This is a genomic window from Sphaerisporangium viridialbum, assembly GCF_049674955.1.
In the GTDB taxonomy this organism is placed as follows: Bacteria; Actinomycetota; Actinomycetes; order Streptosporangiales; family Streptosporangiaceae; genus Sphaerisporangium; species Sphaerisporangium viridialbum.
Window position 1 is genome coordinate 1,198,982 of the sequence record NZ_CP187232.1, and the last position, 15,303, is coordinate 1,214,284.

The following is a 15,303-nucleotide window of genomic DNA, read 5'->3' on the forward strand; positions in this document are numbered from 1 at the left end:
GATGAGGGCAAGTGCTTGGGATGCAGTGATCCAAAGCGGAGCGCCAGGTCGTCCACAGGAGCCGCCGAGGCGGTGAGCCGCAGGACACTAAACTTGGCCAGGGGGCCGGCGCCTTTCCCCGTCCAGAGAGCGCCATGGCAGGAGGGTTGCAGATGGGCAAGTTCACCGAACCCGGGCTCACGTTCGACGACGTGCTCCTGGTTCCCGCGTATTCGGACCTGCAGCCGGGTGACGCCGACACCACCACACGCCTGTCCAGGTCGATAAATCTGCGCATTCCCTTGGTCTCCGCCGCGATGGACACCGTGACAGAGGCGCGCATGGCCGTGGCCATGGCACGCCAGGGCGGCATCGGCATCCTGCACCGCAACCTGTCCATCGACGACCAGGCCCAGCAGGCCGATCTGGTGAAGCGTTCAGAGGCCGGCATGGTCACCAACCCGGTGACGTGCTCGCCCGATGACACGCTGGCCGACGTCGAGGTCCTGTGTGGGAAATATCGCATTTCCGGGGTGCCGGTCACCGACCGGGGCGGCGTGCTGGTCGGCATCGTGACCAACCGCGACATGCGCTTCGAGACCGACCAGAGCGTCCGGGTCCGCGATGTCATGACCCCGATGCCGCTCGTCACCGCTCCCGTGGGGGTGTCCCGCGACGAGGCCTTCCGGCTGCTGCGGCAGAACAAGGTGGAGAAGCTCCCCCTCGTCGACGCCGGAGGCAGGCTGCGCGGCCTCATCACGGTCAAAGACTTCACCAAGAGCGAGCAATATCCCCTTGCCACGAAGGACGCCGACGGCCGCCTGGTGGTCGGGGCGGCGGTGGGCGTCGCCGGGGACGCCGAGCAGCGGGCCATGGCCCTGATCGAGGCGGGGGTCGACGTGATCATCGTCGACACCGCCCACGGCCACTCGCGCGGCGTCTGCGACATGGTCGCCAAGATCAAGGCCAACGGCCGGGTCGACGTCATCGCGGGCAACGTCGCCACGCGGGCGGGCGCCCAGGCGCTCGTCGACGCCGGCGCCGACGCCGTCAAGGTCGGGGTGGGGCCGGGCTCCATCTGCACCACCCGCGTAGTGGCAGGGGTCGGCGCCCCGCAGGTCACGGCGATCCACGAGGCGTCGCTGGCCTGCGCCCCCGCGGGGGTCCCGGTGATCGGCGACGGCGGCCTGCAGTACTCCGGCGACATCGTCAAGGCCCTCACGGCCGGGGCGAACACCGTGATGCTCGGCTCGCTGCTCGCCGGCTGCGAGGAGTCTCCGGGTGAGCTGATCTTCATCAACGGCAAGCAGTTCAAGTCCTACCGGGGCATGGGCTCGCTCGGCGCCGTTCGCAACCGCGAGCGCGGCGGTTCCTACAGCAAGGACCGCTACTCCCAGGAGGGCGTCACCAGCGAGGACAAGTTCATCCCCGAGGGCATCGAGGGCCAGGTGCCCTACCGCGGCCCGGTGGCCGCCGTGGCCCACCAGCTCGTCGGCGGCCTGCGCCAGGGCATGTGGTACACCGGCTCACGCACCATCGACGAGCTCCACGAGAACGGCATGCTGATGCCGATCACCTCCGCCGGTCTCAAAGAGAGCCACCCCCACGACATCCAGATGACGGTCGAGGCACCCAACTACCACGGCCGATGACGGGCGGCCGGGCAGGCCCCGGCGGCGACATCGCGATGTACGCGGGTAAAGACCTACGAGCGAAGCGGCTTCTCCGAGCGACGGGAACGACAAGAGCATGACTCAGGTAGAGATCGGGCGTGGCAAGAGCGGGCGCCGGGGTTACGCGCTGGACGAGATCGGCATCGTGCCGTCGCGGCGCACCCGTGACCCCGAGGAGGTCTCGATCGCCTGGCAGATCGACGCCTACCGCTTCGAGCTGCCCGTGGTGGTGAGCCCGATGGACAGCGTCGTCTCGCCCAGGACGGCGATCGAGATCGGGCGCCTCGGCGGGCTCGCCGTGCTCGACCTCGAAGGGCTCTGGACCCGCTACGACGACCCCGCCTCGCTGCTGTCGGAAGTCGCCGAGCTGCGGGGAGAGGCCGCCACCAAGCGGCTCCAGGAGATCTACTCCGCGCCGATCAGCGACGAGCTCATCGGGCGCCGCATCGAGGAGATCAGGTCCGCCGGCGTGACGACCGCCGCGCGGCTGTCACCCCAGCGCACCGCGCAGCACTACAAGGCCGTGATCGACGCCGGGGTCGACATCTTCGTCATCCGGGGCACCACGGTCTCCGCCGAGCACGTCTCGGGCCGGGCGGAGCCGCTCAACCTCAAGCAGTTCATCTACGAGCTCGACGTCCCCGTCATCGTCGGCGGCTGCGCGACGTACACGGCGGCGCTTCACCTGATGCGCACCGGCGCCGCGGGCGTCCTGGTGGGCTTCGGCGGCGGCTCCGGCCACACCACGCGCACCGTGCTCGGCGTGGCGGTGCCGATGGCCACCGCGATCGGCGACGTCGCCGCCGCCCGCCGCGACTACCTCGACGAGTCCGGCGGCCGGTACGTTCACGTGATCGCCGACGGCGGCATGACCAGCTCCGGCGACATCGCCAAGGCCATCGCCTGCGGGTCGGACGCCGTCATGGTCGGCTCCCCGCTGGCCCGCGCCGCCGAGGCTCCGGGGCGCGGCCACCACTGGGGCTCCGAGGCCCACCACGGCGAGCTGCCGCGAGGCGCCCGCGTGGAGGTCGGCACGATCGGCACCATGGAGCAGATCCTCCACGGCCCGTCCAGCGTCGCCGACGGCTCGATGAACCTCATGGGCGCGCTGCGCCGCACGATGGCCACGGCGGGCTACTCCGACCTCAAGGAGTTCCAGCGCGTCGAGGTGGTCGTCGCCCCTCACGTCCACTGACCCGGCTTCCTTCCCCCGGCGCCGCACCCGGGGGAAGGCCGGCGAACCGTCCTGGTCAGGGGGTGGTGAGGAGGTTCAGGAGGTGGGTGACCTCTTGGGCGACGGCTTCGCGGGCGCTGGTGAGGTACTTGCGGGAGTCCACGGTCGCGGGGTCGGCGGCCAGGTGGTCCCGTACGGCGCCGGTGAAGGCCCTGTTCAGATGCGTCGCGATGTTGATCTTCTTCATGCCGTGCCGCACGGCCTCGCGCAGTGTGTCGTCCGGCACGCCTGAGGAGCCATGGAGCACCAGCGGCACCGCCACCGCCTCCCGCAGCTCGCCGATCAGCCTGAGGTCGAGCACGGCGTCCCTGGTGGTCATGGCGTGGGAGCTGCCCACCGCCACGGCGAGGGCGTCCACTCCGGTCGCCGCCACGTAGGAGACCGCTTCCCCCGGCCTGGTGCGCACACCCGGCGCGTGCACGCCGTCCTTGCCGCCGATCTCGCCCAGCTCCGCCTCGACCCAGACGTCGCGCTCGTGGCACCAGGCCGCGACCTCGGCCGTCGCCGTCACGTTGTCCGCGTCCGGCAGCGCGGACGCGTCGAACATCACCGATCCGATGCCCAGGCGTACGGCCTCCTCCACCAGGGCGCGGCCTGTGGCGTGGTCCAGGTGGACCGCCACGGCCGTCGCCGAGGCCTCGGCGATGGCCAGGCACGCGAGCGCGAGTGGTTTGAGCGCCCCGTGGTAGCGGACGCAGTTCTCGCTGATCTGCAGCACCACGGGGCTGCTCGCCGCCTCGGCCCCCGAGACGATCGCCTCGGCGTGCTCAAGCTGGATCACGTTGAAGGCGCCCACGCCCAAGGGGGCCTGACTGAGGATGTCGCCGGTGGTCACGAGGGGCATGGCTCGACTCCGATCTCGGTGCTGATGGTTCTGTAGACCTCGAGGTCGATCTCCCCGGCGACCGGGGTGGCGACGGCGGCGGCGCCGAGTGCCGCGGCCGTACGCAGGCGTTCCGGCCAGGGGGTGCCCCGCACCAGGCCGAGCGCGAGGCCGGCGACCAGGGCGTCGCCCGCGCCGGTCGGGTTGCCGTTCACCTGGTACGGCATGCGGGCCCGCCACGAACCCTCCGGGGTGACGGCCACGAGGCCGTCGGCTCCCATCGACACCACCACCGACTCCGCCCCCGCCAGGCGAAGCGCCTCGGCCCCGGCCAACTGCCCGTCAAAGGAGGAAAGCCGAGGGGAGGTTCCGGGTGACTCCGGCGAGGTGGACGGCGCGAAGGGTCCGCCGAGCGCGCGGGCCAGTTCGTGGGCGTTGGGCTTGAGGATCGAGGGCCGTCCCGCGGGGGCGAGCCTCAGCGGGTCGCCGTCCGCGTCCACGATCGCGGGTACGCCGCGCTCGCGGGCGTACCGGGCGAGCGTCGCGTAGAAGTCGGCCGGTACCCCTTGCGGCAGGCTCCCGGACAGGACTACGGCCTCCGCCGCACCCAGCAGATCAAGAAATGTCGTGATAAATCGCTCAAGGTCGCTCGACGTGACCTCGGGCCCCGCCTCATTGAAAAGCGCGACCCGCCCGACCACGCCGGAGGGTGGGGTGGGGTGCGTCCGGGGGGAGCTGGGGGGTGTGTCGGAGATGGCGAGGGTGGTGCGGGATTCGGTGGGGATGGGGGTCAGGGAGGCGGGGAGGCCCGCGGTGGCCAGGTCGGTCTCGATCGCCGTTCCTGTCACGCCTCCGGCGAAGCCGGCCACCACGATCTCGCAGCCGAGAGCCGCCAGAACCCTGGCGACGTTCACCCCCTTGCCGCCCGCCCTGCGGTGCACGGCGTGGACGCGGTTCACCCCGTCCCAGTCCACGCCGTCGACCGCGTACGTCACGTCGAGCGCCGCGTTCAGCGTGACCGTGAGGATCACGCCGCCGCCCCGCCGTCCGAGGCGGTCAGGGAGACCTGCGCCTTAGTCCCCACGGAGGCCTGCGCCGGAGCGGTCACGGAGGGAGGCGCGGGGGTCATGGGTGCGTGGGCGGGGTCATGGGGAGCTGATCCAGGTGCCTTGGCGCATGACGTCGTGGAGGGTGAGGTCGTCGTTGAGCACCACGAGATCGGCGTCCTTGCCAACGGAGATCGAGCCCACGCGGCCGTCCACGCCGAGGACGCGGGCCGGAGTGAGCGACGCCATCTCGGCGGCCCCGGCCACGGACAGGCCGACCTCCTGGACCGCGCGCCGGAAGGCGACGTCCATGGTCAGCGTGCTGCCCGCGATGGCACCGCCCTCCACGAGCCTGGCGGCGCCGTCCGACACCTCCACCTCCATGGAGCCGAGCCGGTAGGTGCCGTCGCCCATGCCCGCGGCGGCCATCGCGTCGGTGATCAGCGCCGTACGGCCCGCGCCGGCGACCGTGCCCGCCAGCCTCATCATCGCCGGGTGCACGTGCACCCCGTCGTTGATCAGCTCGATGGTCACGCGCTCGTCCTCCAGCAGTGCGGCCATCGGCCCGGGCTCGCGGTGGTGCAGCGGCGGCAGGGCGTTGTACAGGTGGGTGGCGACCGTGCAGCCCGCCTCGATGCCCGCGATGGCCTGCTCGTACGTGGCGTCGCTGTGGCCGAGGGCCGCGATGACGCCCTCGGAGACGGCGGCGCGGATCGTGTCGAGGCCGCCCGGCAGCTCGGGGGCGATGGTGAGCATCCGCACGTGCCCCCGGCCGGCCTTCAGCAGGCCGGCCAGCTCGCCGGCCGAGGGGTGGCGGAGCAGCGTGGGGTCGTGCGCGCCGCAGCGCGACCGGGCGATGTACGGCCCCTCGAAGTGGACGCCCGCCAGCAGCCCGTCGTCGCACAGCTCGGCGAGGGCGGAGGTGGCGCGAGCGAGGTCCGCGAGCGACGCGGTGACCAGGCTCGCCATGATCGTCGTGGTGCCGTGCGCGGCGTGGAAGGCCGCGACCCGCCGCGCCTCCTCCTGGTCGCCGGAGGGGAAGGAACCCCCGGCCCCGCCGTGGGTGTGGATGTCGACGAAGCCGGGGACGACGTACCGCCCGGCCAGGCTGTGCCCGTCACGGGGCGCCTGGCCCTGGCCGATGTGGGTGACGCGGCCGTCCTCGATGGTGATCCAGCCCTCGTGCACACCGTCGGGGGTCACGACGCGGGCGTCGGCGAGTGTGATGCTCATGAGGACAGGATCACAGATCGGGTGAGGTGAAGCGGCTGGTCGGGGTCCAGTCCCTGGGCGTGCGCGCGTGCCACCGCGACCCGCTGCACCCGCACCAGCTCGGCCATCGGGTCGGCGTCGCGGGTGACGAAGGTGCCGCCCGCGTTCCGCACGTCGCCGGCCAGGCCCTCGGGGGCGGTGCCGAGCATCCAGGTGACGCGACCGGGCCCCGCGATGCTGATCGGGCCGTGGCGGTACTCCATGGCCGGGTACGCCTCGGTCCACGAGCGCGAGGCCTCCCGCATCTTCAGCGCCGCCTCCTGCGCGAGCCCGCAGGTCCAGCCCCGGCCGAGGAAGGAGAACTGCTCGGCGCCGACGAGCTCGGCGGGAACGGGCTCGGCGACGGCGCGCTCGACGTCGGCGATGGCCCGGCCGAGGTCCTCGCCGAGGTGGGCGCGGAGCAGCGCGAGCTGCGTGGTGGCGAAGCGCGTCTGGACGACGGACTTCTCGTCGGCGAAGTCGAGCACGACGACCTCGTCCGCGAGTGTCATGACGGGAGTGTCCGGATCGGCGGTGATCGCCGTGGTCCTCGTGCCGTCGAGCCGGCGCAGGAGGTCGAGCACCTCGGTCGTGGTGCCGGAGCGGGTCAGCGCGAGCACCCTGTCGTACGGGCGGCCGGGCGAGCCGCCGTCCGTCCGGCCGAGCGGGGCCTCCGACGCGGCGAACGCGTCGGTCTCGCCGTGCCCGGCCGCCTCGCGGAGGACGGCATAGGCCTGGGCCATGAACCACGAGGTGCCGCAGCCGATGACGGCGACGCGCTCGCCGGGCCGGGGGAGCGCCGCGGTTCCGGCCAGCTCCACCGCACGGCTCCAGCAGTCCGGCTGAGAGGCGATCTCGGTCTCGGTGTGCGTCGTCACGGGCCGGTTCCTCCGATTTGATTTGTTCTGCACTTTTTATAGCACTAATAAGCACGATTGTGCATCGGGTGGCAGCCATCCTGGTGTGCGAACTCGGGTCGTGTGCCACGCTTTGGGACCATGAGCCGGTATGAACGCTGGAACGCCGTGCTGGAGCTGCTGGCCCAGCACGGGCGCCTCACGGTCGAGGAGGCCGCGGAGACCCTGCAGGTCTCGACGGCGACGATCCGGCGCGACTTCGACGAGCTGTCCCAGCAGCAGATGCTCATGCGCACGCGGGGTGGCGCCGTCGCCCAGAGCGTCAGCTACGACCTCCCGCTCCGCTACAAGACGGCCAGGCACGCCGGAGAGAAGCAGCGCATCGCGGAGGCCGCGGCCGAGCTCGTCCCGCCGGGCGCCGTCGTCGGCATGAACGGCGGTACGACGACCTCCGAGGTCGCGAGGACGCTGGCCCTGCGGGCGGAGCCGGGCGCCAGGCTCACCGTCGTGACCAACGCCCTCAACATCGCCGCGGAGCTGACCGTGCGGCAGAACGTCAAGATCGTGGTGACCGGCGGGGTCGCGAGGCCGCAGTCGTACGAGCTGATCGGCCCGCTGTCGTCCGGGGTGCTGGAGCAGGTGACCCTGGACATCGCCTTCCTCGGGGTCGACGGCATCGACGCGGAGGCGGGCGCGTCCGCGCACCACGAGGGCGAGGCCAGCGTGAACAACCTGCTGATCGGACGGGCCGCCCGCGTGGTCGCCGTCGCCGACGCCTCCAAGGTGGGCCGCCGGGCCTTCGCGAAGATCTGTCCCATCGACCGGATCGACACACTGATCACCGACGCCGGGCTCCCCGACGCCGCCGCCGAGGCGTTCACCGAGGCCGGCGTCGAGGTGGTGCGGGTCTGAAGGATCTACGGTTCGGGGTGCCGGAGAAGATCTACCTCCCGCGGCCGTGTGACGGGGGTGACGTGAAGGGGGCGATGTGGGAGCAGTCGACCCATGAGTCGCCGACTGTGAGGAGGCTCATCCCCGGCGGGGTCCGCTCACGGCATGCAGGTATCTACTCGCGGGTAGAAATAGGACACAACGCGACAAGCCGCACCCCAGGGGGATCGCAATGACAGCGCACACAACCAGCGGGGTCGGGCCGGGCAAGACCGGCCGGGACTCCCGGCCCGGTGAGAAGGACGACGTCGCCCCGGAGAACGCCCGGACACCCGGTGCCGGGCACGGCGACGCCGAGGCCCCGCGAGATGGTGTGAGTACGGATGCCGAGCATGGCGAGATCCGGCCCGATGGCGCGAGCCCGGACGCCGGGCGAGGCGACGGTGCGGCCGGGCGGGATGGCGGGGGCGTGGACGCTCAGCGCGGTGACGGACGTGTTCGGTGGGACGGCGCTGATGTGCAGTCCCGGGGCGGGGGCGTCTACTCGGCCCGCATAGGGCCGGCCGAGCGGTCGGCCGCGCTGGCCCGGATGGCCGACCCCCAGCAGGAGCTCGACGTGATCGTGGTCGGCGGCGGCGTGGTCGGCTCCGGCGTCGCGCTGGACGCCGTGACGCGCGGGCTGTCGGTCGGTCTCGTCGAGGCGCGCGACTTCGCCTCCGGCACCTCCTCCCGGTCCTCCAAGCTGATCCACGGCGGCCTGCGCTACCTGGAGCAGCTCAACTTCGACCTCGTGCGCGAGGCGTTGCAGGAGCGGGCGCTGCTGCTCCAGCGCATCGCCCCGCACCTCGTGCGCCCGGTGCCCTTCCTGTTCCCGCTCACCCACCACGTCTGGGAGCGGCCGTACGTGGGCGCGGGACTGACGCTGTACGACTCGCTCGGCTTCTCCACCGGCCTTTCCCGAGGGGTGCCCGGCCACCGTCACCTGTCGCGCCGCAGGGCCCTCCGGCTCGCCCCGGCGCTGCGCAAGTCCTCGCTCACCGGCGCGGTGCAGTACTGGGACGCCCAGGTGGACGACGCCCGGCACGTCACCACGATGCTGCGCACCGCCGCCGCGTACGGGGCCCAGATCGCGTCGCGCACCAAGGTCGTCAGTTTCCTGCGCGAGGGCGAGCGCGTGACCGGGGTACGGGTGCGCGACCTGGAGACCGGCACCGAGTTCGACGTCCGCGCGCGTCAGGTGGTCAACGCGACCGGGGTGTGGACCGACGAGATCCAGGAGATGGTCGGGGGTCGCGGCCAGATCCACGTGCGCGCGTCCAAGGGCGTCCACCTCGTCGTCCCGCGTGACCGGATCCACTCACTCACCGGAATCATTCTTCGCACCGAAAAATCGGTGCTTTTCGTGATTCCGTGGGGACGGCACTGGATCATCGGCACCACCGACACCCAGTGGGAACTGGACAAGGCCCACCCGGCCGCCTCCCGCCAGGACATCGACTACGTGCTCGACCACATCAACGCCGTGCTCTCGGTGCCGCTGACCCGTGACGACGTCGAGGGCGTGTACGCCGGGCTGCGCCCGCTGCTGGCAGGGGAGTCCGAGGAGACCTCCAAGCTCTCGCGGGAGCACGTCGTCACCCATCCGGTCCCCGGCCTCGTCATGATCGCGGGCGGGAAGTACACGACGTACCGCTTGATGGCCAAGGACGCGGTGGACGCGGTCGCGCACGGGCTCGACCAGCGCGTGCCGGCGTCCTGCACCGACAAGATCCCGCTCGTGGGCGCCGAGGGCTACCAGGCGCTGTGGAACTCGCGGCACCGCCTGGCGCGCTCCTCGGGCCTGCACGTCGCGCGCATCGAGCACCTGCTGCAGAGGTACGGCTCGCTGATCGACGAGGTGCTGGCGCTGATCGAGCGCGACCCGTCGCTGGCCCGCCCGCTGAGCGGCGCCGACGACTACCTCAGGGCGGAGATCGTGTACGCGGCCACCCACGAGGGCGCCCGCCACCTCAACGACGCGCTCACGCGCCGCACGCGCATCTCGATCGAGACCTTCCACCGGGGCACCGCCGTGGCGGAGGAGGCGGCCGAGCTGATGGCAGGGCCGCTCGGGTGGGACGCCGAGCAGGTCAAGCGCGAGGTCGAGTACTACACCAAGCGCGTGGAGGCCGAGCGGGCCTCCCAGGAGCAGGACACCGACCAGGAGGCCGACGCCATCCGCCTCGGCGCGCCCGAGATCGTCCCCTCGGGGGAGCCGGAGGCCAAGCGCGTCTGAGCCGGGGTCTGCCTCGGCCGCACGTCTCCGTCCCGTCAGATCCGGGACCGGGACGTGCGGCCTGGCACTCCGGGCCGTACTGCGCGGTACGGCCCGGAAGCGTGTCGATCCGGCTCGGCCGGACGGACGTCAGGTGGTGAAGGGGATCCAGCCCTGGTCGGCCAGGGTCGTCGCGTCGCTGGCCTTGAGCCCCATGTCGGAGAGCGTCCACAGGGTGCCGCCGATGACGAGGCAGCGCCTGATCATCGCGTCGGGCGGCATCGGGTCGTTGGAGTTCTTCGGCTTCGGGTGGGTGACCAGCCCGGTCTTGGTGATCGCGTCGTCCCCGACCTTCATTACGAGCGCGGCGGTCTGGCCCTCCTGTGCCTCAACGCCCCAGGTGCTGAGGGGCAGCATCGCGAGCCCGGACTCGGGCCAGTACAGGAACGCGTGCGGGTCCCACTCGGCCTCCGAACCGGAGTCCTTCTGGTGGTACTGCGACAGCCGGGCCGGCTTGGCGGGGTCGCTGACGTCGAACAGCGAGACCTGCGTTCCCAGGGTCCTGCCCTTGTCGCTCGCCTCCTGGCCGATGCCGATCAACCGCCCGTCGCCGGCCGGGTGGAGGTAGGCGGAGTACCCGGTGATCTTCAGCTCGCCGGTGACCTTGGGGTGCGCCGGGTCCCGCAGGTCGATCGTGTAGAGCGGGTCCACCTGCTTGAACGTCACGACGTACCCGACGGGGCCGATGAAGCGCACCGAGTAGATGCGCTCGCCGTTGCCCAGGCCGGTGACCTCGCCGGTCTTGGCCAGCGTGTCCGCGTTGAGCACGTAGACCGCGCTCGAACTCCTGGCCGACGCCACCCCCTCGCCGCCGAACGACGTGGTGGCCACCCGGAGGTTCCCCTCGTAGTCCGACAGGGAGTACTGGTTGAGCAGGCGTCCGGGGACCACCCCGGAGGCGACGTACCTGGGGGCTCCCGCCGCGGTGATGTCGAACCTGTGCACCTCGGTCCGCTCCGGCGGCGCCTCGAACTCGGGAGTGCTCTCGGCGCTCGGCGACACCGTGGATCCCGAGGGCGTCGCCGTGGGTTCGGGGAGCAGCGTGGGCATCGACGGGTCGTCGCTCGGCTCGACCTTCTCGGCCGGGGGCGAGCTCGGCGGGTCCTTGGGGGCGATGACCGTGCCAGAGGGAGACGCCTCCGCGTTCCCGGGGGAGGGTTCCGTGCTGGTCGTCTCCGGCCGGGAGATGTCGTCCACCACGCGCCGCATCCACCAGCGGGGGTTGCTGGTGACGTACAGGCTGGTCGGGGTGGCGTAGACGGTGTCACCGTCGGCGGCCACGCTGATCGGGTCGTCGGTGCCGAGCCCGGCTTCCAGGTCGATCGTGTGCACGGTCAGCATCGAGGTTCCGGTGTAGTCCTTCGGGTGGCTGACCTGCTCGCACTTCACCTTCTCCTTGCGGGCCGTGCCGTCGGGTCCCGCGATCTCGTATGCCGGGAGCCAGGCGTCGATCGGCGCGGCGCGCACGGCGTCCTGGTTGCGCTTGATCAGGCTCGCCTCCGGCTCGTCCGGACGGCCCTCGGGGAAGGTGATCTCGGGCTGCGACCTGACCACGATCCGTACGGCCGAGCCGGTCATGCGGGCGTCCACGTGGCTGCCGGCCGGGGTGATCGACCCGAGGACCTTCAGGTCCTTGAGGTCCACCAGGACGTACTTCGGTCCGGCGAACGCGGGCCGCTTGGCCATGGCCCCCATCGGGATGGCGCCGCCACCGCCGGAGAGGAGCACGAGCGCGCGGTCGCCGTGGATCAGCAGGTCGCCCGGTGACCAGCCCTGATCGGCCGGTATGAGCCGCAGCGTGCCGGTGACCTTCTTCGACGCCACGTCGACCACGCGCAGCAGGCCCCTGCTGAAGCTGATGATCCGCTTGCCGTCGGTCTTCACCAGGTCGGGTTCGTCGACGCCTGCCTCGTTGACGTTCGTGGTCGAGTAGGAGGGCCCGGACGACCGCGCGTCGGACTTGGCCATGGCGTCGGCCGCCCCGCCGGTGGCGAAGAAGATCATGTTCCCGCCGAGGCCGTAGGGGCCGACGTTCTCCGCCGTGGCCTTGCGCAAACCCGCCAGCATGTCGTCGCAGCCGGTGTACGAAACGAGCTTTATATTGCCCAATGCCACGGGTTCCCCGGCGCTGGTCGCCGCAGGGCTCCCGCCGTTCGTGCAGGCCGCCGCCACAAGCCCTACGGCGAGCGCGACGGCCGCAGCCGTACCAAGTGAAGTCCTCATGCCCCTACGACGCATTTCGCGACGGCGCGGTTCAGGATCGTGAGCGGACGTACCGGAGGATCTTGGGCGGCGTCCCGGCAGCGGTGGCCGCCGATAGACTGTGGGGACCGCGGCGTCTTTTGGGGGGTCTTTTCGGTGTCTGAGTTCGACACGGTGCTTGTCGTCGACTTCGGCGCGCAGTATGCGCAGCTGATCGCGCGCCGGGTCCGTGAGTGCCATGTGTACTCCGAGATCGTCCCCTCGACCATGCCGGTGAGCGAGATGCTGGCCAAGAACCCGAAGGCGATCATCCTGTCCGGCGGCCCCTCCTCCGTGTACGCCGAGGGTGCCCCGGCGGCTCCCGAAGGGCTGTTCGAGACCGGGGTGCCGACCTTCGGCATCTGCTACGGCTTCCAGGAGATGGCCCGGGTCCTCGGCGGCCAGGTCGCCCAGACGGGCATCGCCGAGTACGGCGGCACGCCGCTGACCGTGGGCAGCGAGGGCGTGCTGTTCGCCGGGCTTCCCTCGGCCCAGTCGGTCTGGATGTCGCACGGCGACAGCGTCGCCTCGGCCCCGCAGGGCTTCGAGGTCACCGCGTGGACCAAGGACACCCCGGTCGCGGCCATGGAGTGCCCCAACAGGGGCCTGTACGGCGTGCAGTTCCACCCCGAGGTCCTGCATTCCGAGCACGGCCAGGCCGTGATGAAGCACTTCCTCGACGCGGCGGGCTGCCGCCCGTCCTGGACCATGCTCAACATCGTCGAGGACGCCATCGAGGCCGTGCGCGAGCAGGTCGGGCCCGAGGGGCGGGCGATCTGCGGGCTGTCCGGAGGCGTCGACTCCGCGGTGGCCGCCGCGATCGTCCAGCGGGCCATCGGCGACCGGCTGACCTGCGTCTTCGTCGACCACGGGCTGCTTCGCAAGGGCGAGGCCGAGCAGGTTGAGCGTGACTTCGTGGCGGCCACGGGCGTGAAGCTGCGGGTCGTGGACGCCGCCGAGCGGTTCCTGAAGGCGCTGTCCGGGGTGTCCGACCCCGAGGAGAAGCGCAAGATCATCGGCCGCGAGTTCATCCGGGTCTTCGAGGACGAGCAGCGCGCCATCCTGGCCGACGGCCCCGTCGACTTCCTCGTCCAGGGCACGCTGTACCCCGACGTGGTCGAGTCGGGCGGCGGCACGGGCACGGCCAACATCAAGTCCCACCACAACGTCGGCGGCCTGCCGGACGACCTGAAGTTCTCCCTGGTCGAGCCCCTGCGCACCCTGTTCAAGGACGAGGTCCGCCGGGCGGGCGAGGAGCTCGGCCTGCCTTCCGCGATGGTGTGGCGCCAGCCGTTCCCCGGTCCCGGGCTCGGCATCCGCATCGTGGGCGAGGTCACCCACGACCGGCTGGTCATCCTGCGTGAGGCCGACGCCATCGCCCGCGAGGAGCTGTCCCGCGCCGGTCTCGACCGCGACATCTGGCAGTGCCCGGTCGTGCTGCTCGCCGACGTGCGCTCCGTCGGCGTCCAGGGCGACGGCCGCACGTACGGCCACCCGGTCGTGCTCAGGCCGGTGACCAGCGAGGACGCCATGACGGCCGACTGGTCCCGCGTGCCTTACGACGTGCTGGCCCGCATCTCCACCCGCATCACCAACGAGGTCCGCGAGATCAACCGCGTCGTCCTCGACGTCACCAGCAAGCCCCCGGGCACCATCGAGTGGGAGTGACCGGCCCGGCCGGTTAATAAGCGTGCAGATCTACCCGGCCCCACAAAAGGGGCAAATGGCGTAAACGACTGAGTTGACGGTTTGCCGGGCCTTGGGCCGGTAAGTTTTGTCAAATGCTTACGGATCAGCCGCGTACGGGGGCGGCGTCCACTTCCACTGAATCTCCTGGGCAGAGGCTGGCCTGGCTGGACGCGGTTCGTGGTGTGGCGTCGACGGCCGTGTTGCTGGAGCACATGTTCTACCGGTTCCTGCCGGGGTTGCGGCCACATTGGTTCAACCTCGGTATGTACGGCGTGCTGGTGTTCTTCCTGGTCAGCGGTTACATCATTCCCGCGTCGCTGGAGCGGCGGGGTGATGTGCGGGCGTTCTGGGTCGGCAGGTTCTTCCGGCTCTATCCGCTCTACTTCCTGGTCATCGGGCTCGTGCTGGTGATGGTCCCGCTGGTGCCGCTCCGCCCGGCGGTCGTGCCCGATCTGCCCACCGCCGCCGCGCACGCCACCATGCTCGTCGACGTCGTGGGGTCGGCCGGTGTCGCCGACGCCATGTGGACGCTCTCGTACGAGATGGTGTTCTACCTCCTGATCACGGCGCTGTTCGTTGGGGGCCTCTACCGGCGCAGCGGCGTCTGGGCCGTGGTGTTCGCTGTCGCCGCGCTGGTCGTCGGTCTGGTGCTTGCCGCTCCCTTGCTGGCGCGCGGCCCGGCCGCCTTCGTCTCGCTCGGCGTGCTCGTCGCCGGGCTGGCCTGCGTGGTCGCCGGCTCCGGCAGGGTGCGCACGGCCGGCGCGCTGCTCGTCGGTGGCCTGGCCGTGACGCTCCTGCTCCTCGGCAGCCGTACGCCCTGGCTGGGGCCCGCGATCCTCGCGGTGATGTTCACCGGCACCGTGATCTACCGCTGGGAGCGTGGACACGTCTCCGGCCTCCGCACGGTCGCGGTGGTGACCGTCCTGCTGGGAGTCATCCCCTTCTTCGCCTTCCGGTACGGCTGGTGGGGGTATCCGCACGTGTGGATCACCACGCTGGTGATGGCCGGAGGCACCTTCGCGATCGGCATGGCCCTGCGGCGCCGGAGGGTGCCGCGCGTGCTGGTCTGGCTGGGCGTGATCAGCTACTCGGTCTACCTGCTGCACCATCCGCTGCTGAAGCTCTTCGTCACCCTGTTCGGTGACCCCCGGGAACGGCCGATGGCCACGCAGGCCCTGCTCGCCGTGGCGTTCGTCGCCGTGGTGCTGTGCTGCGGGTGGCTCAGCTACCGCTTCGTCGAACGCCCGATGCAACACCTGGGCCGCCGCCTTGCCCATTTCCCGCCGGCTGCCCGCTCGTCGTGAA

The 15,303-nt window shown here is 71.2% G+C and carries 11 protein-coding genes; 6 read left to right on the plus strand and 5 right to left on the minus strand.

Annotation, left to right across the window (positions count from 1 at the left end):
* Window positions 1-152: 152 nt before the first annotated feature.
* Entirely contained in the window at window positions 153-1,631 is a 1,479-nt protein-coding gene (gene guaB / locus ACOZ38_RS05715) for an IMP dehydrogenase (RefSeq protein ID WP_424529095.1), read from the plus strand.
* A gap of 97 nt (window positions 1,632-1,728) precedes the next feature.
* A complete protein-coding gene (locus tag ACOZ38_RS05720; protein ID WP_424529096.1) occupies window positions 1,729-2,847 on the plus strand; it encodes a GuaB3 family IMP dehydrogenase-related protein in 1,119 nt (372 codons plus the stop codon).
* Window positions 2,848-2,902: 55 nt separating this feature from the next.
* Here the strand turns inward: ACOZ38_RS05720 and ACOZ38_RS05725 are convergent, their stop codons facing one another.
* The 4 genes from ACOZ38_RS05725 to ACOZ38_RS05740 form a co-directional block, all read right to left on the minus strand.
* Complete coding sequence (locus tag ACOZ38_RS05725; RefSeq protein ID WP_424529097.1) at window positions 2,903-3,730, minus strand: class II fructose-bisphosphate aldolase; 828 nt, start codon at window positions 3,728-3,730, stop codon at window positions 2,903-2,905.
* Window positions 3,718-4,740 (minus strand): 1-phosphofructokinase family hexose kinase, encoded by a 1,023-nt coding sequence (locus ACOZ38_RS05730; RefSeq protein ID WP_424529098.1) that lies wholly within the window; start codon window positions 4,738-4,740, stop codon window positions 3,718-3,720. Before ACOZ38_RS05730 ends, ACOZ38_RS05725 begins: the two co-directional genes overlap by 13 nt.
* A gap of 114 nt (window positions 4,741-4,854) precedes the next feature.
* Entirely contained in the window at window positions 4,855-5,988 is a 1,134-nt protein-coding gene (gene nagA / locus ACOZ38_RS05735) for an N-acetylglucosamine-6-phosphate deacetylase (RefSeq protein WP_424529099.1), read from the minus strand.
* Window positions 5,985-6,884, minus strand: a complete 900-nt coding sequence (locus ACOZ38_RS05740) for an SIS domain-containing protein (protein WP_405144625.1) — start codon at window positions 6,882-6,884, stop codon at window positions 5,985-5,987. Before ACOZ38_RS05740 ends, nagA begins: the two co-directional genes overlap by 4 nt.
* 120 nt (window positions 6,885-7,004) lie before the next feature.
* On the opposite strand from ACOZ38_RS05740, the gene ACOZ38_RS05745 reads away from it, so the two are divergent.
* Window positions 7,005-7,775, plus strand: coding sequence for a DeoR/GlpR family DNA-binding transcription regulator (locus ACOZ38_RS05745; RefSeq protein ID WP_405144627.1), 771 nt, complete (start codon window positions 7,005-7,007; stop codon window positions 7,773-7,775).
* A 568-nt stretch (window positions 7,776-8,343) separates the two neighbouring features.
* Entirely contained in the window at window positions 8,344-10,029 is a 1,686-nt protein-coding gene (gene glpD / locus ACOZ38_RS05750) for a glycerol-3-phosphate dehydrogenase (RefSeq protein ID WP_424536958.1), read from the plus strand.
* Between the two features lie 129 nt (window positions 10,030-10,158).
* Here glpD and ACOZ38_RS05755 read toward each other — a convergent pair whose 3' ends face one another.
* Window positions 10,159-12,291 carry a beta-propeller domain-containing protein gene (locus tag ACOZ38_RS05755; protein WP_424529100.1) on the minus strand — a complete coding sequence of 711 codons (2,133 nt, stop codon included), beginning with the start codon at window positions 12,289-12,291 and terminating at the stop codon, window positions 10,159-10,161.
* A gap of 135 nt (window positions 12,292-12,426) precedes the next feature.
* Here ACOZ38_RS05755 and guaA point away from each other — a divergent pair, with 135 nt between their 5' ends.
* Together guaA and ACOZ38_RS05765 are read left to right on the plus strand one after the other, a co-directional pair.
* Window positions 12,427-13,977, plus strand: coding sequence for a glutamine-hydrolyzing GMP synthase (guaA, locus tag ACOZ38_RS05760; RefSeq protein ID WP_424529101.1), 1,551 nt, complete (start codon window positions 12,427-12,429; stop codon window positions 13,975-13,977).
* Window positions 13,978-14,090: 113 nt separating this feature from the next.
* A complete protein-coding gene (locus ACOZ38_RS05765) occupies window positions 14,091-15,302 on the plus strand; it encodes an acyltransferase family protein (RefSeq protein WP_424529102.1) in 1,212 nt (403 codons plus the stop codon).
* The last annotated feature ends 1 nt before the right edge of the window (window position 15,303 follow it).

Excerpts from the sequence above, each read along its gene's own strand:
- ACOZ38_RS05755 (WP_424529100.1), bottom strand. The coding sequence starts at position 12,291 with ATGAGGACTTCACTTGGTACGGCTGCGGCCGTCGCGCTCGCCGTAGGG.
- ACOZ38_RS05725 (WP_424529097.1), bottom strand. The coding sequence starts at position 3,730 with ATGCCCCTCGTGACCACCGGCGACATCCTCAGTCAGGCCCCCTTGGGC.
- nagA (WP_424529099.1), bottom strand. The coding sequence starts at position 5,988 with ATGAGCATCACACTCGCCGACGCCCGCGTCGTGACCCCCGACGGTGTG.
- ACOZ38_RS05765 (WP_424529102.1), top strand. The coding sequence starts at position 14,091 with ATGCTTACGGATCAGCCGCGTACGGGGGCGGCGTCCACTTCCACTGAA.
- ACOZ38_RS05745 (WP_405144627.1), top strand. The coding sequence starts at position 7,005 with ATGAGCCGGTATGAACGCTGGAACGCCGTGCTGGAGCTGCTGGCCCAG.
- glpD (WP_424536958.1), top strand. The coding sequence starts at position 8,344 with ATGGCCGACCCCCAGCAGGAGCTCGACGTGATCGTGGTCGGCGGCGGC.
- guaB (WP_424529095.1), top strand. The coding sequence starts at position 153 with ATGGGCAAGTTCACCGAACCCGGGCTCACGTTCGACGACGTGCTCCTG.
- ACOZ38_RS05720 (WP_424529096.1), top strand. The coding sequence starts at position 1,729 with ATGACTCAGGTAGAGATCGGGCGTGGCAAGAGCGGGCGCCGGGGTTAC.